The organism is Halomicrobium mukohataei DSM 12286, from assembly GCF_000023965.1.
Classification (GTDB): domain Archaea; phylum Halobacteriota; class Halobacteria; order Halobacteriales; family Haloarculaceae; genus Halomicrobium; species Halomicrobium mukohataei.
In genome coordinates this window covers 241385-261367 of record NC_013202.1, presented here as the reverse complement: position 1 = coordinate 261367, position 19983 = coordinate 241385, and the positions used below count along the sequence as shown (strand labels likewise).

The following is a 19983-nucleotide window of genomic DNA, read 5'->3' as shown; positions in this document are numbered from 1 at the left end:
GTTCGCGCGCTTCGGGGCCACAATATGGGTGTCGCGGGACGAACGCTCAAACGGCTCGCCCACGACCGTTCACACGATGGTTCACAACGAGAGCGACACGTTCGACGTCGGCGGCGAGCTGACGGTCAACCGTCTCGGGTACGGCGCGATGCGACTGACCGGCGAGGACATCATCGGCCTGCCGGCCGACGAGGACGCTGCTCACGAACTGCTCGAACACGCCGACGAGATCGGCGTCGACTTCGTCGACACGGCCGACTCCTACGGCCCCGGCGTCAGCGAGCGTCTGATCGGCGAGGCCCTGGACGTCGACCGGGACGACCTCGTCGTCGCGACGAAAGGCGGCCTGCTGCGCAACACCGACGGCGACTGGCTCCCGCACGGCGATCCGGACTACCTGCGCAACGCGGTGCTCTGTAGCCGCGACCGGCTCGGCACCGACCGGATCGATCTCTACCAGCTCCACCGGCCCGACCCCGACGTGGCGTTCGAGGCGTCGGTGACTGCACTCGCAGAGTGCAAGGATGAGGGACTGATCGACCACGTCGGGCTCTCGAACGTCACCGTCGAGCAACTCGAAACTGCTGAGGAGATCGTCGAGATCGCGACGGTGCAAAACGAGTACAACGTCGCCAACCGCGAGGACGAGGCGGTCCTCGAAGCCTGCGAGCAGAAGGGCGTCGGTTTCGTCCCGTGGTTCCCGCTCGGGGCCGGCGACCTCGGCGAGAAGCGGTCGGTCGTCGAGGACGTGGCCCAGGCACACGACGCGACGCCGTACCAGATCGCGCTGGCGTGGCTGCTGGCCCACTCCGACGTGATGCTCCCGATTCCCGGCACGTCGAGCGTCGACCACCTCGAACAGAACGTCGCCGCTTCGACGATCGAGCTGACGACCGACGAGTACAACCGTCTGACAGAGTGACCGGGCGGGCGAGCGGCGTGTGTCGACGTAGCGCTACCCGTGCGTATGTTACACATTCTCCATAAACATTCATTATGGATACGTCCCATTAGACAGGTATGGCGACACGCCAGTCGACCACAACGCCGACGTATCACACGTGCAGCTGTGGCGAGCAGTTCGATAGCACGGACGCGCTTCTCGAACACGCGCGAGAAGCACACGGCCTCTCGGTATTCTGAGGTCGCTGGCAGCGATACCGCTTTTTCGACGCCGAATCGACGAGCGACGCCGACCGACGGCGGAGCGGCGTCTCACTCGGACTGATCGAGCCCGGCAACGTCCGGGCGGACGCGGAACCGTTCGTAGCCGCCGTGCGAGAGGTCCAGTGCCCCGAGCCACCAGTTCCACCGCTCGACGAGCGTGTGCCCCTCGGGCGCGTCGTCGAGGTTCGCCAGCACGTCCTCGACGGAGAGCGGATAGCCAAGATCCCGCGCGATCCGACACGAGTCCGCGAGGTCCTGGGCCTGTCGCGAGACGATCCGCCGGCTCCGCTCGTCGGCGTCGTAGCGATCGGCCAGCGCTTCGTCGAGTGCCTGTCTGTCCACACCGGCCCTCTAGTCTGGACTCTCTTGAACGTACTGGCGGTCCGCGTTCGGTTCCGACGACTCGTGTTCGGACACTCGGTCGCCCACACCGTCAGTAGCCGCCGCCGTCGCCGAAGCAACGACCGCACTTGCTCGCGTCTCGCTCGTCTATGGCCTGTTCGACCGGTAGCACTCGCATCTGATCGTGGGTGACCGTCGTCGTCGCACCGCACTCGGTGACGCCGCGATCACGCTGTGGCTCGTACTTGTGGACCGTCGCAGTCGACTCGTTGAGCAGTCCTTTCATGTCTCGTGGTAACATGCCGCTCGCAGATAAGACACCTGGCTAACAGATTGGTGGCCGGTGGCGTCGCTGGCGAGTTCGTGGCTGAGGGGAGTAAGCCCCCTTCTGTTCTCTCGGCATTCGGCTCAGCGTCCGTGCCCAGCGCGTTCGCGCGGTGCCGGGCTACCTGTCGGCACGGACTTGCACCGGTGAGGATTCGCCGTTCCATCCGTTCTCCACCGTCTGCGTCGCGCCGGAAGGCGCGACGCGGCGGGCCAGCGGCGTCCGCCGCCCGCCCGTTGGCCGTTCTTCGCGGAACGGCCCGGCCCTCGGCGGGTCAACTCCCCATTCCTTATCGGCTCGCGCCGCGTCGGTCCGGGTTCGCACGCCTCATCGGTCGGGTGGAGGGGTCTCGTTTCTGTTCCAGCGCCGACGGTCTCCCGCCCCGGGCTTGCGCCCGGTCACCCGCCCAGCGGGTGGGGGGACTTTCCTCATGCGCGCACGGTGTGCGCTCACGGAAGCCGGTCTCCCTCTGCCACCGGAACCTAGCCGGTGGGCGTGATTAAGCCTTCGTCCCGCCGTCGACGGGCTCGAACCCGACGGCGTCGGCGTCGTCGGCCGCCCGCTGGGCGGCGGCGTCCAGATCGAACTCGCGGACGACGGTCCCGTCGCGCACGAGCGGTTCGAGCAGGGCCTGCCCGTCCGTCGGCCCCGCTCGGTCTGCAAGCCCTACGTGGTGGCCGCCGTCTGGCGTGCGATACACCTGCTTCGTGCCCGTGAGCTTCCCGCGCTTGGCGGCCGGCTCGCCCTCTACCTCGACGATGTCCAGCGCGAAGTCGACCGGATCGGCGTTGCTGACGTACCCGCCGACGCCGAACCCCTCGACGACGCCGGACAGCCGCGCCAGCTCCGTCGGTCCCAGACCGCCGCTGGCGAAGATTCCCACGTCCTCGTGGCCGTGAGCGTCCAGCGTCCAGCGCACCTCCTTCAGGATGTGCTCGAAGTCCCCGCGCCGGGAGCCGGTCGTGTCGATGCGGACGCTCTCTAAGTCCTCGATCGCCGCGGCCGCCCGCAGCGACTCGTCGACCTCGTCGCTGTAGGTGTCACACAGCGTGATCCGGGGCACGTCGGCGTCGACGGCCTCGTCGAAAGCCCGCCAGGCGTCTTCCTGATTGCCGCGACCGAAGCAGATCACCAGCGCGTGGGGCATCGTCCCGCCGGCCGCCCGGTCCAGCACCTCGCCAGCTGCGACGTTCGAGATGCCGTCGAGGCCGGCGAGCAGCGCCGACCGCTCGACCATCGCGCCGATCGAGGGGTGGACGTGCCGAGAGCCAAAGGAGAGGACCTGCGAGTCGGGGGCCGCACGGCGGGCCTCCAGCGCCCGCGTGGCGACGCCGGTCGCGTGAGAGAGAAAGCCGAGAAGGGCCGTCTCCAGCCGACAGAACTCCCGGTACGGCCCCTCGATCCGTGCGACCGGACCGCCGTCGAACAGCCGCCCCTCCGGGATCGCGTCCACGTCGACGCCTCGTCCCTCGAAGAGGTGGGCCGCGTCTTTCAGCCCCGCGAGCAGCTCCCACTCGCCGGTCGGGAACTGGTCTGCGGTCACCTCCGCGACGACGTGTGGGTTCTTGCCGGCGTGGTCCAGTGCCTCGATCGTCCGGTCGAAGTAGGCGTCGGTCGCCCGACCCGAGCGAATCTGCTCGGGCGAGACGATGTCGAACGACTCCGTCATTGACCGACGTTCGGAGGCCCCGAGAAAAAAGCTACCCGTGTCCGCGTTGCGTACCGTAGGCGCGTCCTGACAGCTCCGCGGCGTCTCTCCGCGCCGTCACTCCGCGCCGTCGTCGGGCGACCAGCCGCCGTCGGCGCTGGCTCCCGCTGCGCTCGCGTCGCCGTCGGCCGCGGACTGCTGGACCTCGAAGGCCTCGACCAGCGCTTCGAGATCGTCGGCCATGTCGGCGACGGAGCGGACGTTCTGGGAGATGTTGTTGACCGATGCGGCCTGTTCCTCCGCCGCCGAGGAGACGCTTGTCGCCTCGGCCGCGGCCTGCTGGCTGACGCTGCTGACCTCGTCGACCATCGCGACGACCTCCTCGGTCGAGGCGGCCTGGTCGTCGGTCGCCTCGCTGATCTCTCGGACGCCGTGCTCGGCCTCGGTTGCGCTCTCGGCGATCTCGTCGAACATGGCGATCGCGTCCTCGATCGTGTCGGCACCGTTCTCGACGCGGTCGCGCATCGACTCGATGTCGTCGACGGTCTCCCCGGTCGTCGCCTGTAGCTCGGTGATGAGACCGTCGATCTCCTCTGTCGCCGCGGCGGCCTCGCCGGCCAGCCCCTTGATCTCGTCGGCGACGACGGCGAAGCCCTCGCCGGCCTCACCGGCTCTAGCGGCCTCGATAGAGGCGTTCAGCGCCAGCATGTTCGTCTGCTCGGCGATGTCGGTGATCATACTCACGATCTCGCTGATCTCGTCGATCTCGGATTCGAGCGCCGCGACCTGTTCGACCGCCTGCTCGGTCTCCGCTTCGATCCCCTCGATCTCGCGGGAGGCCTCGCTCGCCCGCTCGCTCCCGGCCTCGGCGCGGTCCGCGGCGCGTTCTGACGTGTTGGCCACGTCGACCGCGGAGGAGGCGACCTCCTCGACCGTCGCAGACATGTCGTTCATCTCCGCGGCGGCCTCCTGGAGCTGTTCGGACTGGCGGTCCGCGCCGTGAGAGATCTCTTGCACGGACTCGGCGACCTCCTGGCTGGCCCGCTCGACCTCCTGTGCGCTGGCCGCGGCGTCGTCGGTGGCCGAACTCACCTCCCGTGCGATCGACTGCACCCGCGCGATGCTCTCCTCGACGGCGTCGAGCCCCGCGTCGATGTTGGTCATCACGTCGCCGTACGCGCCGGGCAGGTCGGTACCGAGGTCCTCGTCGAGCCGGCGCTCGCTGAGTGCCGTACTCGCCGTCCGGAGCCGGTCGAAGCTCTCGGAGAGCTGCTGGAGTCCCGCGTCGAGTTCGTCCATCACCGCGCCGTACTCTCCGGGGAGGTCGCTGTCGATCTCCTGGTCGAGCTTGCCGGTCCGGACGTTCTCACTGGCCCGGCTGATCTGGGCGAAGCTCGTCCGCAGCTGTGTCATGCCGTCCTGGAGGTCCGTCATGATGTCGCCGAACGAGCCCGGCAGGTCCGTGTGGAGGTCGTCGTCGATCTCGCCCTCGCTGAGCGACGCCGACACGGCCTCGATCTCCGTTATCTGACGGGTCAGGTTCGCCTCCATCTCCTCGAAGGCCTCGACCATCTCCCCGATCTCGTCGTCGCGGTCGTCCACGTCGAGTTCGCCGTCGAACCGCCCCTGTGCCATCTCCGTGGCCCGGTCGCGCATCTGTTCGATCGGACTGGCGACGTAACGCGCGACGGCGTAGCCCGCGGCGACGACGACCAGCGCCGCGATGCCCGACAGCAACAGGATGAGGTTGCGGGCGTCGTCGGTGCGTTGCTGGAGCGCGTCTCCCAGCGCCGCGATCGGCCCCTCGATGTCGCTCTCGGGAACGGTGCCGACGAGCGAGAACTGCCTGTCTCCGACCTGCAGGGGCGCGTACACGACGTATCGGGTCGTCTCTTCGCCCCCGACCGTTCGCGTGTGTGTGGCCATGCCCGACCGGGCGGCCAGCATCTGTTCGGTGGTGATGTTGCCGAGTTCCTCGCCGTACTCACCCCCGGCCACGTCGACGCGCTGTGCCACCTTCGTCTCGTTGGGGTGGCTCACCATCTCGCCGCGGTCGTTGACGACGTAGAGATAGCCCGTCTCGCCGACCGACACGCCGTTCGTGATCTCCGTGACGATCGAGTAGTTGAACTGGGCCACGACGACGCCCCGGAACCGTCCGTCCTGGTACACCGGCGTCGAGACGTACATCCGCTGACTGCCGTTCTCTTCCTCGATTCGGTTGAACGCGACTTCGCCGTTGGCGACGGCACCGGCACTGGTGAACCAGCTCTTGTCGGCGTGCCACCCCGAACCGTCGCGCTCGGTCACTGCCCGTTCGCCTTCGCGAGTGGCACTGATGACCTCTCGGCCCCGCTTGTCGACGAAGATGATCTCGTCGTAGGCGTAGCGCTGTTCCCGATTGACGCTGACAGTCCGCGTTTCGAGGTACTGCTCGAAGGAGTCTGCCAGCCGCGCCTCGCTGTCGGCGACGGCTCGCTCCTGGAGTTCGTAGTAGTACACGCTGGGAGCGACGATCCAGTCGAAGGGCTCGTAGTAGGTGTAGGCGACCAGCTGGGTCTCCGTGGGGTTGCCGTCCTGTGTCGTGTCCTCCCACTCGTACTCGGCGACACCCCACGTCTCGCCGTTGCGCAGCGCGGGCGTCGACTCGATGTTCGCTTTGATGTCGTCGAAGACGGTCAGGCTCCCGCCGGAGTCGTCGGCGAAGTTGTGCCCGTCTTCCAGACGGTGGTGGACCACGACGTTCGAGTCCAGGTCGGTCACGTAGGCGTAGCCGGTCTCGCCGATGTAGCCGGGCTGGAACGTCTCGTCCATCGTCCCGTCGGCGGTCGTCCCGTCGCCGTCGGTGCCGGCGATGATCCGCTCGACGCGCTGCTTGACCGCGCGCTGCTCGCGGGGGGACAGCTCCTCCCACTCGCGCCCGTCGTACTCGGTATCGAGGACGGTCTGGGTCGTACTCTCGATGGCGTTGCGCATCTCCAGGGCCGTGTAGCCGACCTGTCGCTGGCTGGCCTCCTGGACGAGTTGCATCTTCCCCTGTCGAGCGGCCTGATAGTTGTCCATCGCGCCCGACTGGGCGAGCGAGCGCATGTCGACCTCCCGCTGGTCGAACTGGTTCTGTAGCGACGACTGCCGCGCCCGTACGCTGTTGTTCAGGTCGTCGGTCATCGCTCCGCGCAACTCCTGTGCGCTCCGATCCTGGGCGTCCTGATTGAGCGACCCCATGTTCTGTGTCGCCAGGGCTCCGACACTGCCAAGCGGCAACAGCGAGATCGCCAACATCAGCACGACCAACTTTACCTTCAGGTCCATACTCATACGTACCAGAAGTTCGGCTCTTAACTCCACGTGCCGCGTTTTTTGTTTTGATAGGCGGGGTGACTAACCAAATATATGTGGAGTGCTACCTACTATCACAACAGAGGGCCACTGACGGGGATCGTCCGGGTCGCCGCGGAACTCAGCGTTTATGCCCGTCCCGATCGCACTCTCACGCATGGAATTCGGAGTTCTCAGTACGGCGGCGATCGGCCGCGAAGACGTGATCCCGGCGATCCAGGCCAGCGAACACGCCGTCGGCGCGATCGCTTCACGCGACGCCGAGCGCGCCCGGTCGGTCGCCGACGAACTCGACATCGATCGGTCGTACGGCAGCTACGAGGCGCTGCTGGCCGACGAGGGGATCGACGCCGTGTACAACCCGCTACCGAACAGCCTCCACGCGGAGTGGACACGCCGCGCTGCCGATCACGGACTGCACGTCCTCTGTGAGAAGCCTCTGACGCCCGACGCCGAGCAGGCCCGCGCGCTCTTCGACTACTGCGACCGGCAGGGCGTCACTCTGATGGAGGCGTTCATGTACCACTTCCATCCTCGCACCGAGCGCGCCCGCGAGATCGTCCGCGAAGAACTCGGCGAGGTGCGCCACGTCGAGGCGACGTTCACCTTCGGGATGGGCGACCGCACCGACGACATCCGGCTCGATCCGGCACTGGACGGCGGTTCGCTCATGGACATCGGCTGCTACGCCGTCAGCGCGGTCCGGAACGTGCTGGGCGAGCCGAACCGCGCGTTCGCCCACGCTGCCGACACCTACGATACCGGCGTCGACTCCCAGCTCTCGGGCCTGCTGACCTACGACGACGGCGTGACGGCGCAGATCACCAGCAGCTTCGACACGCCGATGACCCACGAGTACCGGATCATGACGGCGGACGGCTGGCTCCACGTCCCCGAAGCATTCGACGTGGCCCCCGACCAGTCGGTGTCGCTCACCTATCAGGTCGACGGCCAGCGACACACCGAGACCATCGACGGCGTCGACCACTACCGCCGCCAGGTCGAGAGCTTCGCCGACGCCGTCGCGGCCGACGAGACGCCGCCCGTCGACCGGACGGAGACGGTCGACAACATGGCCGTCATCGACGCCCTCTACGAGAGCGCCGAGACGGGCGAGCCCGCAGCCGTGGACGGCGAGTAAGCGGCTCACCGCTTCGAACCCGCTCTCGCGGCCGCGCCGTGGCAGTAGCGTTTTATCGACGCCAACTGATGCCGGGATATGGACGACCGAGTTCGGGAACACGCCGACGTACTGGTCGACTGGAGCGCACGGATCGAAGCGGGCGACGACGTGATCGTCCAGGTCGACGAGGGCGCGCACGACCTGGGGGTGGCCGTCGCGGCGGCGCTGGGCGAGCGCGGAGCGAACCTGCTCGCGACCTACGGCTCCGACGAGATGACGCGAGCCTACCTCCGGGCCCACGACGGCGACTTCGACGCCGACCCCGAGTTCGAGCGCGCGCTCTACGAGCGGGCCGACAGCGTCCTCTCGCTGGGCGGATCGCGCAACACCGCCGCGGCCAGCGACGTACCGGGAGACCGTCGGCAGTCCTACCGCCGGGCTCGCACCGAGATCAGAGCGGCCCGGATGGACACCGACTGGGTCTCCACCCAGCACCCGACCCGCGCGATGGCCCAGCAGGCCGGCCTCTCCTCCGAGGCTTACCGTGACTTCGTCTACGACGCGACGCTGCGAGACTGGGAGTCGCTGGCCGAGGAGATGGACCAGCTCAAGACGCTGCTGGACGAGGGCCGCGAGGTCCACCTCCTGGGCGAGGGGACGGACCTCACGATGTCGATCGCCGACCGCGTGGCCGTCAACTCCGCGGCCTCCGTGGCCTACGACTCGCACAATCTCCCCTCCGGCGAGGTGTTCACCGCACCGACCGCCACCGAGGGGACGGTCACCTTCGACGTGCCCATGACCGTCGACGGGACGCGCGTGCGAGACGTACGGCTCGTCTTCGAGGACGGCGAGGTCGTCGACTACAGCGCCGCTCAGGGCGAGTCGACGATCGGCGAACTGCTGGCAACCGACGCGGGCGCTCGCCGACTGGGCGAGCTCGGGATCGGGATGAACCGCGGGATCGACCGGATCACGGACAACATCCTCTTCGACGAGAAGATGGGCGGGACCGTCCACCTCGCGCTCGGCCGGGCCTACGACGCCTGCGTTCCCGACGGCGGTAACGACAGCGCGATCCACGTCGACCTCATCACCGACCTCCGCGAGGACGGCCGACTGCTGATCGACGGCGAGACGGTCCTCGAAGACGGCCGCTTCCGCTGGGAGCGCTGAGACGGCCGACGCTTTTGTGTCCGGCTTCCGAGGGCTCGCGTATGTACGAGCAGTACGTCGAGGACGCCGTCCACGAACCGACCCAGACAGCCGACTCGGGGTTCGATCTCACCGTCTCGAACGTCTTCGAGATCGTTGCGCCGGGTCGAGTCGACTTCGGGGGCGGGGAACTCGAACCGGCCCAGACGACGCCGCACACGTCGGCCAAGCGCGATCCCGCGGACGACTACGAGTGGTGGCAGCTTCGCTCCGGCCAGTACCTGATCGAGTACAACGAGTCCCTGACGGGGACGGCGACGGTCACGTTCCAGCCACGCACCGAACTGCTGGAACGCGGGCTGAGCCACCCGACGCTGCACGTCGACGCTCTCCCCCGCGTTCCGATCACCGTCGGCGGTGCCGGCGTCGCGATCAAGGAGAACGCCCGCGTGAGCACGATCGTCGACGCCGAGGAGTGACACTGCCGGGCAGTCCGACCGTCACGCCGTCCGTGGCGCACACGCACGGGGCTTTCCCCGTGTCACTCGCGAGTTCCGTCGAAAGTCGGTTCCGACGCGCTTTTTAAGCGCCGTCGAATATCGGTGGGTATGGCAGAATTCACCGTTGCGCTCTCGGACCCGGAGACAGGCACGACCTACCAGCTAGACGTCGACGGACAGGACGCGAACCGCTTCATGGGCCGCGAACTCGGCGACGAGGTCGAGGGCAGTGCGGTCGGTCTCGACGGCTTCACGCTCGAACTGACCGGCGGCTCTGACACGGCCGGCCGACCGATGCGAGCGGACGTGCGCGGCGTCGGCACGAAGTCGATCCTCACCGACGGCGGCGTCGGCTACAAGCCCACCCGCGACGGCGAGCGCAAGCGCATCACCATCCGCGGCCGCGAGGTCAGCGAGGAGACCGCCCAGATCAACGCCAAGGTCACCGAACGGGGCAGCGGTGACGTCGCGGATCTACTGGGCGAGAGCGACGACGAGTAACGTGGCAGATCGCCTCCCGAGCGACCACGAGGCCGTCGAGACCCGCCGCGTCGAGGTCGCTTCTGTCGGCCGCACCGATCGCCCACGGATCGAGTTGCCGGCGGACCTCGACGTGGCCGCGGGCGACGTGATCGAGTGCGTGCTCGACGGCGAGCAGTACCACGCCCGCGTCGAGACGACGCTGGACGGCGAGCCGATGCTCCAGCACGCCGCGGACAATCGGCGACTGGCCCGCGAGGGCGACGGCGAGAACCGACTCGTCGAGTGGTTCGCCGACAGCGACTGCGCGATCGGTGGCTCGGTCCACCTCGACGTCGTGACTGCGGGGTACACCTACGGGCTGCGGACGCCGGGCTCTCGAGTCGTCTACACGGCGACGGACTCCCCGGACGACTCTCTCGCCAGTATCGCGGACGATCTCGGCGAGTGACCGCCAGCGGGGCGACTCTCCGTTCTCTCGAATGATATTCGCTCGAAACCCATAAGATTCTGCCCGCAGTACCACTCGGTGAGTGATCAATGTCGGAATCCGTCATCGCTGATTTCGTCGGCAACTTCAACGCGGAGGTGATGGCGACGACCGAGCCGGTCAAGGGGCGGGTGTTGCTGAGCCAGAAGCGACTGGTGTTGGCGGCCAACGAGAACGACAAATTCACCATTCCGCTGTCGTCGATCTTCGACGTCGCGGTCGGACACGTGCCGCCGGACCTGGGGGACTTCTTCGACTCGACGGTCACCGTCGCTTTCGAACGAAACGACAGTCGACACGTCGCCGTCGTCGAGGGCGACGACGACAAGATCTCGAAGTTCTCGACGGTGTTGTTCAAGGCGATTCTCAACGGTACCGAGACGACCGTCAAAGAGCGGGCACGCGTCGGTGGGCGCGTCACCGACGATGCGTTCTCGACGGCGAAGCTGTTCGTCTCGGACGGGTCGGTCGAGTTCCGGTCGTCGGACGGCGTTTTCGTCGTCGATCTGGCCACCGTCACCGACTTCCAGCGCACGACCCGCGAGATCGCCGGTTCCGACCGCCCGACGCTGACCTTCCGGCACATGATGGACGGCACTGCCGTCACGACCATGGCCGCGATGGCGTCGCCGCGCAAGATGTCGATCCTGGGTCGCTACCTCCGCATCGAGTACAGCGATCTCATGGAGGATCTGCAAGACATCGAACTCACCGACGACAAGACCGAGATCCTCGTCGCCATCTACTCGACGGGGGACATGGACGGGATGCCACTGGCAGACATCGTCGGCACCGACAGCTCCGCGGTGACGATGCTGTTGCGAGACCTCGAAGAAGACGGGCTCGTCCAGGACTCGTCCGACGGTCCGAAGCTCACCCCCAAAGGCGAGGTCGTCGCGAGCCGACACCTCGAAGACGTGAACTCCTGACCGCCGGCCGGTCACTGATCGTCGACGGCTTCGCCAGCGATCGAGCGACCACGGGCCTCTAGCTGGACCTCGCGGCGAGTCCGGACCGGCTCCAGAATGCCGTACTCGATGAGCCGGTCGTAAATCTCCTCGACCTGTCCGATCTCCATACCGACGAAGTCGGGGATCTGGAACGGAGAGACGCCGGTGTACAGCGCCATCAGGACCTCGTTTTCCTCCTTGCTGAGCTCCACGTCGACCTCGCCGGCCTGCTCGCCCCGTCGCACGAACGAGGCGAGCACGGACACGTCGCTCTTGGAGCCCGAGACGTGGGTCTCGACGCTGGTCCCTTCGACCGTGTGTTCGATCTCGGCGACCCGTCGCTGCTTGCCCGTCACGGTCTTGGTTTTGAGTTCGGCGCTGCCCACGTCGTCGACCTCCAACTCGACGAACGACCCCGACGCGATGGCGAGGTCGACGCTGTCGCCGTCGATCTTGAGTCGTCCTTTCTCCCACTCCGTGTCCTGGACGACGCCGCCCTCGACGGCCGGGTGTTTCACGAGGACGACGGTCTGGTCCAGCAGCGCGCTGTACAGCTTCGACTCGAACCCTTCGATGTCCTGTGGAGCGATCAGCGTGACGTTCGACCCGACCTGCAAGGAGAGATAGCCCGACACCTTCGCGATGGCCTTGTTGACGTTGTCCCGGCCCGTGATCGAGGTGATCTTCGAGAGCGGGATTGTCCGCTTACCCTCGTTGCTGACGAGCACCAGTCGCTTGTTCGAGAGGATGATCCGGCCCGCTCGCCAGTCGATGTCGTTGCGCTTGCGACCGTCCTTGACGACCTGGACGAACTTCCCCTTGGCGTCGGCCAGCTTCTGTTCGCCGTCGCTCATCCCGTCTCTCCCGTGGTCTTCGGCCAGTATCCGTCTGTCGATCTCCGCGTTCGAGACGAAGCCCCAGCGTTCATCGTCGGCCGCCGAGCTTGGAGATCGCCGAGAACGCTCGCTTGCGGATCGTCTCGTTCTCGGTCTGATCGATGATTCGGTCCAGGGTCTTGCGCGAGCGCTCGCTCCCGACCTTCCCGAGCGTGAAGATCGCCTGTGCGCGAACATCGGGGTCGACTGCCTCGTCATCGACGACCGACAGGAGCCGCCGCTCCACGTCGTCGCCGTCGATCTCGGCCAGGCTTGTCGCGGCGAACTGCCGGAGCATCTGATCGTCCTCGTGTAGCGCGTCGATCAGCGACTCGATGACGCGGACGCGCTCTTGCTCGCCGGTGACCCGGCCCAGCAGCCACGCGGTGTTGCGCCGCTGGGCGTTCTGTGTGCTCTCTTCGAGGATCTCGACCAGCGGCACGACCACGCTGCGGTCGTCGGTCGAGGAGAGTCGCTCGACGACGGTGTCCCGTATCTCGTGGCTCTGCTCTGTCGGGACGTTCGAGAGCAGTTCGATCAGCGAGTAGACGGCGGTCTGGCGGACGCCGGAGGACTCGTCGGTGAGCGACTCGACGAGGTAGTCGACCGGCCGGTCGTTGCCGAAGTTGCCGAAGGCTCCGACGGCGATCCGTCGGACGCGCTCGTTGTCGTCCTCGTACAGGGGGAGCAGCGCCTGTAGGGCCTGTCGGTTCCCGATCGACCCCAGCGCGTCGGCGGCCTCCCTGCGGACGGCCGCCTTCGGATCCCGGAGCAGGGATTCGAGCGGACCGACCGCCCGTGGATCGCCGATCTTCCCACAGGCCCGCGCGGCCCGCGCCCGAACGCGCGGGTCGTCGTCGTCGAAGCGGTTCGACAGCGGACCGACCGTATCTGCCTGTTCGAGCTGGCCGAGGCCGTTGGCCGCCGCCATCCTGAGTTCGGGCACGTCCGCGTCGAGGGCCTGCGTGAACGCCTTCGCGCGGACCCACTCGGCTCCGTCGTCGCCGAAGTCGACGCCGGCCATGTCGGCGATCAGCTGCTCGATCGCGTCTCCGCCCAGCTCGTCCAGCGAGTCGACGGCCGTCGCGGCGATCCGACTGTCCTCGCCCTGGGCCGCCTCGACGAGGGCGTTGACTACGTCTCGCCGGTCGTCGTGGTTCGGGAAGTTCCCGAGTAGCTCCGCCGCCCGCGCTCTGACCTTCGGGTTGTCCGACTCCCGGAGCGTCCGGATGATCTCCTGTACCTCGCCGTCTCGTTCCAGCTGGTAGAGGCTCATACCTTCCGGTAGATGCGGTGTTGCTTGTCGACCGCCTCGAAGCTGTCTCGGCAGGCGGTCGGCAGCGTCTCTGTCATCCCGATCATCAGGTAGCCACCCTCACGCAGCGATTCCTCGATCGTCTCGAAGATCGGCACCTTGTACTCGCCGTCGATGTAGATCAGGAGGTTCCGACAGAACACGAGGTCGAAGTCCCGCTTCGACGCGCCGCGGATGAGGTCGTGTTGCTCGAACTCGACCATGTCGCTGACCCGCTTTCGGATGCGAAACGAGTCGCCGTCGCGATCGATGTACTCGCTGTAGTCGTCGAGGGGGGCGAGCTCGTCTGCGATGTCCGTGGTGTGTGAGGTCTCGTAGGTACCCTCGCGCGCCTCCCGGAGGATGTCCTCGTTGATGTCGGTTCCCAGTATCGAGACCGAGCGGTCGTCGACCTGCGGGTCGTCCAGCGCGAGCATCGCCGCGGAGTAGGGCTCTCGACCGTCGGCACAGGGCGCACTCCAGAGGTTCACGCGGCGGTGCTGGTCGGTCAGGTCCCGGAGGACGCTCCGGAGGCTCTCCCAGGCCTCTGGGTTGCGAAAGAAGCCCGTGACGTTGATCGACAGCGAGTCGAGCAGCGCCGCTCGCTCGTCGTCGTCTCGCTCCAGTTGCCGGCGGTACTCGCGGTAGCTGTCGATGTCGGTCCGGCGCATCCGGGCGGTGATGCGGCGATCGAGGTACGCGTCGTTGTAGAACCCCGACTCGAAGTCCATCTCGGCACCGATGAACTCCAGTAGTTCCTGAAACTGCCGCTGGTCGCCCTGGCTCATCGAACTGCCCTCATAGCGTCACCACGTCGAGGATGTGGACGATGTTTCCGTCGCCGAGCACCGCGGTCCCGGACAGGCCGGGCGTTCCGCTGAGGATCCCCTCCAGCGGCTTGACGACGACTTCCTCCTGGCTGTTGACCGAGTCACAGTGCAACGCGACCTGGCGCTCGGACTCCCGGACGCGGACGAGCATCCCGTCGCCGTTGGCGGTCTCGCCGGGCGCGTCGAACGTCTCGCCCAGCTGAATGATCGGGTAGATCTCGTCGTTGTGCTTGATCACGTCCTTGCCGTTGACCTGCTTGCGGTCGTCGGCACGGGTGATCTCGTCGACGTTCTTCAGCGGGATCCCGTACTCCTCGTCGCCGACCTCGACGAACAGCACCTTGACGATCGCCATCGTCACCGGCAGGCGAAGCGACACCGTCGTCCCCTCGCCCGGCGTCGACTCGACGTTGACCGACCCGTCCAGTTGTGTGACGGTGTCGTGGACCACGTCCATGCCGACGCCGCGGCCGCTCGTGTCGGTGACCTGGTCGGCCGTCGAGAAGCCGGGGTGAAAGACCAGGTCGTAGATCGAGGAGTCGTCCATCGCCTCTAACTCTTCGGGCGAACGGACGCCCTTCTCGATGGCCTTGTCTCTGATCGCCTCGACGTCGAGGCCGGCCCCGTCGTCCTCGACCTGGATGATGACGTGATCGCGCTCGCGGGAGGCCCTGAGTTCGACCGTGCCCGTGCGTGGCTTGCCCTTCTCCTCGCGGACCTCCGGTGGCTCGATGCCGTGGTCGACGGAGTTGCGCAGGATGTGCATCAGCGGGTCGGAGATCTCCGTGAGGATCGTCCGGTCGAGTTCGATGTCTTCGCCCTCGATCTCGAAGTCGACCTCCTTGCCCAGATCCCGCGAGAGGTCCCGAACCAGCCGCGGGAACTTCCCGACGACCTTCTTCAGCGGGATCAGACGCATGTCCATCACGGTGTTCTGGAGGTTCGCCGTGATCTTGTCCAGCTCGTTGAGGTTCTCGCCGGCTCCGTCGAGGTCGTCCTGCTCGACGGCACGGCGGAGCTTGATTCGGCTGGTCACCAGCTGCTCGACCAGTCCGTGGAGATCGTCGAGCTGGTCGACGTCGACGCGGACGGACTTGATCTCGTCGACCTTGTGTTCGGTCTCGTCGCTGGTGCTCCCGCTTTTCTCGCTGAGTGCGTCGGTCACGTCTGCCGTCTCCGCGCTCTCGATCTTGCCGATCCCGGAAAGCGTGTTGTCGACGGTCCCGGTGTCTTCGGCGTCGAGGTACAGGGTGAACGTATCGCTGAACTCCCCGTCTTCGACGGCCTCGCGCTGTGGGGCGGCATCGAGCACGTCGAAGTAGTCCTCGACGGCCTCGATCGCCAGCATCGCGTCGACGCCCAGCATGTCGGAGTCGCCGATGTCGATCTCCGCGGCGATGATGCTGTCGTCGGCCGTGTCGGGACTGACGTTCGTCTCGACGGCAACGTCTCCGTCTCCGGACGAGTCCGTGTCGGTCGTATCGTCCGGGGCCTCGTCCGGACCGTCCGCGTCGTCGGCCGCGCCCTCGGCGGCGTCGACGCCCTCTTCGAGGACCGTTCGGAGGTCGTCGACGATCTCGTCTACGTCGGTCCCGGACTCGCCGTGTTCCTCGATCTCGCTGACGATGGCCTCTATCTTGTCCACGCCCGCGAAGATCAGGTCCATCACGTCCGGCGTGACGGGCATGTTACCGTCCCGCATCTCGTCCAGGAGGTCTTCGATAGCGTGGGCCAGCGACGACGCGTCGTCGAACCCCATCGCGCCGAAGTTCCCTTTGAGCGTGTGTGCCGTCCGGAAGATGGACTCCATCGCTTCCGTGTCCTCCGGATCCGACTCCAGATCCAGCAGGGAGTTGTTCAGTTCCGTGATCGCCTCTTCGCTCTCTCGAATAAACGCATCGAGGTACTGATCGTTCATGTTATGTCACCTCTCGTTTGATCGTCTCGACGATACCTGCCGGGATCTCCTCGATCGGCAGGATGCTGTCGACACAGCCGGTCTCGGCCGCTCGCTGTGGCATTCCGTAGACCGCCGACGTGGCCTCGTCCTGTGCGATGGTCCGTCCGCCGGCCGCTTTGATCCGCTCGATACCCGCTGCACCGTCGTTGCCCATTCCGGTGAGTATCACCCCGACCAGCGGGTCGTCGATCACGTCCGCGGCCGTCTCCATGGTCACGTCGACGGCCGGCCGGACGCTGTTGACCGGTGGATCGTCCGACAGCTTGACCCGCAGCCGCCCGTTCCGGTAGTTCTTGACTCGCAGGTGGTAGTCGCCGGCCGCGATCAGCGCCTCGCCGCCCGAGATGCGGTCACCGTCCTGGGCTTCCCGCACGTCGTAGTCGCTCCGGGCGTCGATTCGCTGCGCGAACCGTCCGGTGAAACCGCCGGGCATGTGCTGGACGACCAGCACGCGAAAGTCCGCTGCCAGGGGCAACTCCGAGAGGACGGACTCGACCATCTTCGGTCCGCCCGTCGAGGAGCCGATGATCAACGTCGGGTTCGCATCGTAGTCGTCCGCGACCGCCTCGGGCGTACTGGTGGGCGACCGATTCGGCGACGCAGTCGGTGTCCGTCCCGACGTGCCCGACACGTCCACGTCGGCCACGGACAGGACCATCTCGAGGAGCTGGTCTTTCAGCCGCGACATCTCCATCGAGACCTCGCCGCCGGGTTTGGTGAAGAAGTCGACCGCACCCACGTCGAGCGCCTCGAAGGTCACGTCCGCGTTCTCGTCAGTGTGAGCCGACAGCATCAGGACCGGCGTCGGGCACTGTTCCATGATCTGCTCGACGGCACTGATGCCATCCATCTCGGGCATTTCCACGTCCATGGTCACGACGTCCGGCCGGTGTTCGTCGACGAGCGCGACCGCCTCGCGACCGTTTTTGGCCTCCGCGACGACGTCGACACCACCCTCGTCCAGGATGTCGGAGATGACACTACGCATGAAGTGAGAGTCGTCTGCGACGACGGCGCGGGGTGTACTACCGGCCATCGGTCACCCGTGCCCGCGCACGTCGACGCCAGTTAGCAGTCGAGCCAGATCCATTGCTACCTGAAAGGCGGGCGTGGCACCAAAATAAAGACTCCGCCCACGTAATCAACTTTGATAGCACAGAGGGCAGGCTTAAGTCGGCGTATCGGCTCGGTACTCATAACCGGGAGTCGTCAGGTATGTCAACAACAGAAGGTCAGGTACTCGAATTCGAACTGGGCGAAGAGACGTACTGCGTCAGCATCGACTACGTCACGGAGATCGTCGACGTGGGCGACCTGACGACAGTCCCGAACGCGCCCCGCCACGTCGAAGGGGTGATGGACCTGCGCGGGCGGACCACGTCGATCGTGAACCCCAAGTCGGTGTTCGGGATCGGCGACGGCGGTGCCGAACAGCGAATCATCGTCTTCGATCCGGAGATCGTCGAAGACCAGAGCGCCGCCGGCTGGCTCGTCGACGAAGTCGACCAGGTGGTCCAGATCTCCGACGAACAGGTCGACGACTCGCCGGCCGCCGACAGCGACGGGTCGATCCGCGGCGTCGTCAAGCGGGACGACGACTTCGTCATCTGGGTCGATCCGCGGGTCGTTCACTCGAATTAGGGAGCAAGACTTTTTTACTCAGCCCCGAGATTTCAACGCAATTCCGTACCGCCATCCCCGGATACAGCAACAATGATCGAACTCACAAAGACAGGTATCGACGGCCTCGACGCAATTTTGAACGGTGGTATCGTCACGAACTCGACGACGCTGGTGAGTGGGAACCCCGGTGCCGGGAAGTCGATTCTCGGCCTCCAGTACATCTACAACGGCGTCGAGCAGTTCGACGAGAAAGGGATCTATCTCTCCTTCGAAGAGAACGAATCCGACCTCAGAGAGGCCGCGGAGTCGATCGGCTTCGACAAGTGGCCCGAATTCGTCGAGAGCGGCGACATCAAAGTGTACGACAAGCAGGTCTTGCTTCGGGAGAACGACTTCTCTTCCTCGCTGGAACTACTCCTCGACGACCTCGAAGACGACAAGTACGACCGGCTGGTGCTGGACTCGCTGACGATGTTCGAGCTGTTCTTCGAAGACGAGACAGAAAAACGCACGTACCTGCTGAAGTTCACGGACATCCTCAACAACAACGGATTGACGAGTCTCCTGACCAACGAACAGGGCGCGGTGTTCCCGGACACGGACATCGGCCTGGAGAACTACCTCACCGACGGCAACATCTACCTGATCCAGACGCCGACCGACACCGGCGTCAACCGATACGTCTGGGTCGCGAAGATGCGCAAACAGGACATCGAGACGGACATCTACCCGATGGAGATCTCGTGGGGTGGTATCAAGGTCCACGAAAACGCGAGCGCGTTCTCGATGATGAGCGAAGAGGACTCTCCGATCTGACCAGTCGCTATTATTATCGACAAAAACGCAGTACTGCGGCGGTTTTTCTCGTTTGCCGCCGATCGGACTCTCCGCGAAATTCGACCGATATCGGCCAGTATCACGGGCGATAGCTTTATACTCCGAAAAATACACTATTTGATAACCGATGGCTTCAGTGGATATTCTGCAAACGCTGGGGAACAAATACAGCGCAGAGATCTTGGATGCCACGGACGAACCCGCGTCCGCCCAGGAACTCAGCGACGAGCTGGGGATCCCGATCGCGACGTGCTACCGCCGGATCGACGAGCTGACCGAACACGACCTGCTCGAACTCCACGACAACATTCTCTCTGACGACCGCCGTCGCATCAAGGTCTATCGCCGTTCCGTCGACGAGATCACCGTCGACTTCGACGACGAGCTCTCCGTCCACGTCGAGGACCGGTCGGAAGTGACCAACAAGCTCGACGAGGCCTGGCGGACCCTCTCCGAAGGATAGTCTCGCACGCGCGAACGGTCTCGTTATCACGTCTCGGTTCGATTATCAGCAACAATATTTTCGAGGGTGGATTTATTAGCTGGAACGGAATAGCGTACGTTAGTGCCGATGATAGAACTCCTGTACGCTATCTCTACGCTCGTCTTCGTCGTCGCCGGACTCACGATGGTCGGGATGGCTATGCGTGCGTACGTCCAGACGTCCCGTGACGCGATGTTGCACCTCTCGCTTGGGTTCGCGCTGGCGGTCGCCGGTGCGGCCGCGACGATGATCAGCGCGTTCGTCAACGACTTCGAGGGCGTCCGGTCGCTCCTGCTGGTCAACAGCGGGCTGACGACGTTCGGGTTCCTGTTCGTGATGTACAGCCTCGTCGCCTACGATAGCTAGGACGACTGGGCCAGTGATCCTCGGGACTTCGCGATTCCGGATGACTGGCCTGCGCTGAAAACAGCCGTTCCGTTCGGTTCTCCACCGTATTTCTCATCCCTGAAACCGGTCGTTTCGTCTGGAGATGTCCGTTTCAACTGTGATAATTGGCGGCATAGCCTTATTGCCGGGTAGTGGTCATGTTCTGGTAGCGCC

At 65.7% G+C, this 19983-nt stretch carries 20 protein-coding genes and 1 other RNA gene; 11 read left to right on the top strand and 10 right to left on the bottom strand.

Annotated features, from left to right (window positions below; genetic code table 11):
• The first annotated feature begins 76 nt into the window (after nucleotides 1-76).
• Nucleotides 77-922 (top strand): aldo/keto reductase, encoded by an 846-nt coding sequence (locus HMUK_RS01215; RefSeq protein WP_012807793.1) that lies wholly within the window; start codon nucleotides 77-79, stop codon nucleotides 920-922.
• Nucleotides 923-1215: 293 nt separating this feature from the next.
• On the opposite strand, the gene HMUK_RS01210 is transcribed toward HMUK_RS01215, so the two are convergent.
• From HMUK_RS01210 to HMUK_RS01195, 5 genes are all read right to left on the bottom strand, one after another.
• Nucleotides 1216-1509, bottom strand: coding sequence for a hypothetical protein (locus tag HMUK_RS01210; RefSeq protein WP_012807792.1), 294 nt, complete (start codon nucleotides 1507-1509; stop codon nucleotides 1216-1218).
• Nucleotides 1510-1600: 91 nt separating this feature from the next.
• Nucleotides 1601-1795: a hypothetical protein gene (locus HMUK_RS01205; protein ID WP_049940705.1), complete on the bottom strand. Its 195-nt coding sequence runs from the start codon at nucleotides 1793-1795 to the stop codon at nucleotides 1601-1603.
• Between the two features lie 79 nt (nucleotides 1796-1874).
• Nucleotides 1875-2308, bottom strand: an RNA gene (gene rnpB / locus HMUK_RS15600) — RNase P RNA component.
• A 25-nt stretch (nucleotides 2309-2333) separates the two neighbouring features.
• The gene (locus HMUK_RS01200) at nucleotides 2334-3503 is read right to left on the bottom strand and encodes a nicotinate phosphoribosyltransferase (protein ID WP_012807790.1); all 1170 of its coding nucleotides are present in this window, start codon (nucleotides 3501-3503) and stop codon (nucleotides 2334-2336) included.
• 96 nt (nucleotides 3504-3599) lie between these two features.
• Nucleotides 3600-6794, bottom strand: a complete 3195-nt coding sequence (locus tag HMUK_RS01195; protein ID WP_049940704.1) for a methyl-accepting chemotaxis protein — start codon at nucleotides 6792-6794, stop codon at nucleotides 3600-3602.
• Between the two features lie 184 nt (nucleotides 6795-6978).
• Between HMUK_RS01195 and HMUK_RS01190 the strand changes: the two genes are divergently transcribed.
• From HMUK_RS01190 to HMUK_RS01165, 6 genes are all read left to right on the top strand, one after another.
• Nucleotides 6979-7962: a Gfo/Idh/MocA family protein gene (locus HMUK_RS01190; RefSeq protein WP_049940703.1), complete on the top strand. Its 984-nt coding sequence runs from the start codon at nucleotides 6979-6981 to the stop codon at nucleotides 7960-7962.
• 78 nt (nucleotides 7963-8040) lie between these two features.
• Nucleotides 8041-9120, top strand: coding sequence for an aminopeptidase (locus HMUK_RS01185; protein ID WP_012807787.1), 1080 nt, complete (start codon nucleotides 8041-8043; stop codon nucleotides 9118-9120).
• Between the two features lie 41 nt (nucleotides 9121-9161).
• On the top strand, nucleotides 9162-9578 hold the full coding sequence (locus tag HMUK_RS01180) for a dCTP deaminase/dUTPase family protein (RefSeq protein WP_012807786.1): 417 nt from the start codon (nucleotides 9162-9164) through the stop codon (nucleotides 9576-9578).
• A 129-nt stretch (nucleotides 9579-9707) separates the two neighbouring features.
• Nucleotides 9708-10100, top strand: coding sequence for a 30S ribosomal protein S6e (locus HMUK_RS01175; RefSeq protein ID WP_012807785.1), 393 nt, complete (start codon nucleotides 9708-9710; stop codon nucleotides 10098-10100).
• Nucleotide 10101: 1 nt separating this feature from the next.
• Nucleotides 10102-10530: a DUF7112 family protein gene (locus HMUK_RS01170; RefSeq protein WP_012807784.1), complete on the top strand. Its 429-nt coding sequence runs from the start codon at nucleotides 10102-10104 to the stop codon at nucleotides 10528-10530.
• Nucleotides 10531-10619: 89 nt separating this feature from the next.
• Nucleotides 10620-11498: a CheF family chemotaxis protein gene (locus HMUK_RS01165; protein ID WP_012807783.1), complete on the top strand. Its 879-nt coding sequence runs from the start codon at nucleotides 10620-10622 to the stop codon at nucleotides 11496-11498.
• Nucleotides 11499-11509: 11 nt separating this feature from the next.
• Here the strand turns inward: HMUK_RS01165 and HMUK_RS01160 are convergent, their stop codons facing one another.
• The 5 genes from HMUK_RS01160 to HMUK_RS01140 form a co-directional block, all read right to left on the bottom strand.
• On the bottom strand, nucleotides 11510-12373 hold the full coding sequence (locus HMUK_RS01160; protein ID WP_012807782.1) for a CheF family chemotaxis protein: 864 nt from the start codon (nucleotides 12371-12373) through the stop codon (nucleotides 11510-11512).
• Nucleotides 12374-12443: 70 nt separating this feature from the next.
• A complete protein-coding gene (locus HMUK_RS01155) occupies nucleotides 12444-13670 on the bottom strand; it encodes a HEAT repeat domain-containing protein (RefSeq protein ID WP_012807781.1) in 1227 nt (408 codons plus the stop codon).
• Entirely contained in the window at nucleotides 13667-14476 is an 810-nt protein-coding gene (locus tag HMUK_RS01150; protein ID WP_012807780.1) for a CheR family methyltransferase, read from the bottom strand. The genes HMUK_RS01155 and HMUK_RS01150 overlap by 4 nt, the downstream gene beginning before the upstream one ends.
• 10 nt (nucleotides 14477-14486) lie before the next feature.
• Nucleotides 14487-16436 carry a chemotaxis protein CheA gene (gene cheA, locus HMUK_RS01145; protein WP_012807779.1) on the bottom strand — a complete coding sequence of 650 codons (1950 nt, stop codon included), beginning with the start codon at nucleotides 16434-16436 and terminating at the stop codon, nucleotides 14487-14489.
• 1 nt (nucleotide 16437) lies between these two features.
• Nucleotides 16438-17514 carry a protein-glutamate methylesterase/protein-glutamine glutaminase gene (locus HMUK_RS01140; protein WP_012807778.1) on the bottom strand — a complete coding sequence of 359 codons (1077 nt, stop codon included), beginning with the start codon at nucleotides 17512-17514 and terminating at the stop codon, nucleotides 16438-16440.
• Nucleotides 17515-17693: 179 nt separating this feature from the next.
• On the opposite strand from HMUK_RS01140, the gene HMUK_RS01135 reads away from it, so the two are divergent.
• The 4 genes from HMUK_RS01135 to HMUK_RS01120 all read left to right on the top strand — a co-directional run bounded on the left by HMUK_RS01135 (nucleotide 17694) and on the right by HMUK_RS01120 (nucleotide 19788).
• The gene (locus HMUK_RS01135; RefSeq protein ID WP_012807777.1) at nucleotides 17694-18119 is read left to right on the top strand and encodes a chemotaxis protein CheW; all 426 of its coding nucleotides are present in this window, start codon (nucleotides 17694-17696) and stop codon (nucleotides 18117-18119) included.
• Nucleotides 18120-18191: 72 nt separating this feature from the next.
• The gene (locus HMUK_RS01130; RefSeq protein WP_012807776.1) at nucleotides 18192-18917 is read left to right on the top strand and encodes an RAD55 family ATPase; all 726 of its coding nucleotides are present in this window, start codon (nucleotides 18192-18194) and stop codon (nucleotides 18915-18917) included.
• A 148-nt stretch (nucleotides 18918-19065) separates the two neighbouring features.
• Nucleotides 19066-19401, top strand: a complete 336-nt coding sequence (locus HMUK_RS01125; protein WP_012807775.1) for an ArsR/SmtB family transcription factor — start codon at nucleotides 19066-19068, stop codon at nucleotides 19399-19401.
• A gap of 108 nt (nucleotides 19402-19509) precedes the next feature.
• Nucleotides 19510-19788, top strand: coding sequence for a DUF7521 family protein (locus tag HMUK_RS01120; protein WP_012807774.1), 279 nt, complete (start codon nucleotides 19510-19512; stop codon nucleotides 19786-19788).
• The last annotated feature ends 195 nt before the right edge of the window (nucleotides 19789-19983 follow it).

Coding starts and splice junctions, on each gene's coding strand:
- HMUK_RS01205 (WP_049940705.1), bottom strand. CDS start 1,795: ATGAAAGGACTGCTCAACGAGTCGACTGCGACGGTCCACAAGTACGAG.
- HMUK_RS01160 (WP_012807782.1), bottom strand. CDS start 12,373: ATGAGCGACGGCGAACAGAAGCTGGCCGACGCCAAGGGGAAGTTCGTC.
- HMUK_RS01165 (WP_012807783.1), top strand. CDS start 10,620: ATGTCGGAATCCGTCATCGCTGATTTCGTCGGCAACTTCAACGCGGAG.
- HMUK_RS01180 (WP_012807786.1), top strand. CDS start 9,162: ATGTACGAGCAGTACGTCGAGGACGCCGTCCACGAACCGACCCAGACA.
- HMUK_RS01125 (WP_012807775.1), top strand. CDS start 19,066: ATGGCTTCAGTGGATATTCTGCAAACGCTGGGGAACAAATACAGCGCA.
- HMUK_RS01185 (WP_012807787.1), top strand. CDS start 8,041: ATGGACGACCGAGTTCGGGAACACGCCGACGTACTGGTCGACTGGAGC.
- cheA (WP_012807779.1), bottom strand. CDS start 16,436: ATGAACGATCAGTACCTCGATGCGTTTATTCGAGAGAGCGAAGAGGCG.
- HMUK_RS01215 (WP_012807793.1), top strand. CDS start 77: ATGGTTCACAACGAGAGCGACACGTTCGACGTCGGCGGCGAGCTGACG.
- HMUK_RS01200 (WP_012807790.1), bottom strand. CDS start 3,503: ATGACGGAGTCGTTCGACATCGTCTCGCCCGAGCAGATTCGCTCGGGT.
- HMUK_RS01150 (WP_012807780.1), bottom strand. CDS start 14,476: ATGAGCCAGGGCGACCAGCGGCAGTTTCAGGAACTACTGGAGTTCATC.
- HMUK_RS01190 (WP_049940703.1), top strand. CDS start 6,979: ATGGAATTCGGAGTTCTCAGTACGGCGGCGATCGGCCGCGAAGACGTG.
- HMUK_RS01175 (WP_012807785.1), top strand. CDS start 9,708: ATGGCAGAATTCACCGTTGCGCTCTCGGACCCGGAGACAGGCACGACC.
- HMUK_RS01130 (WP_012807776.1), top strand. CDS start 18,192: ATGATCGAACTCACAAAGACAGGTATCGACGGCCTCGACGCAATTTTG.
- HMUK_RS01195 (WP_049940704.1), bottom strand. CDS start 6,794: ATGGACCTGAAGGTAAAGTTGGTCGTGCTGATGTTGGCGATCTCGCTG.
- HMUK_RS01135 (WP_012807777.1), top strand. CDS start 17,694: ATGTCAACAACAGAAGGTCAGGTACTCGAATTCGAACTGGGCGAAGAG.
- HMUK_RS01155 (WP_012807781.1), bottom strand. CDS start 13,670: ATGAGCCTCTACCAGCTGGAACGAGACGGCGAGGTACAGGAGATCATC.
- HMUK_RS01140 (WP_012807778.1), bottom strand. CDS start 17,514: ATGGCCGGTAGTACACCCCGCGCCGTCGTCGCAGACGACTCTCACTTC.
- HMUK_RS01120 (WP_012807774.1), top strand. CDS start 19,510: ATGATAGAACTCCTGTACGCTATCTCTACGCTCGTCTTCGTCGTCGCC.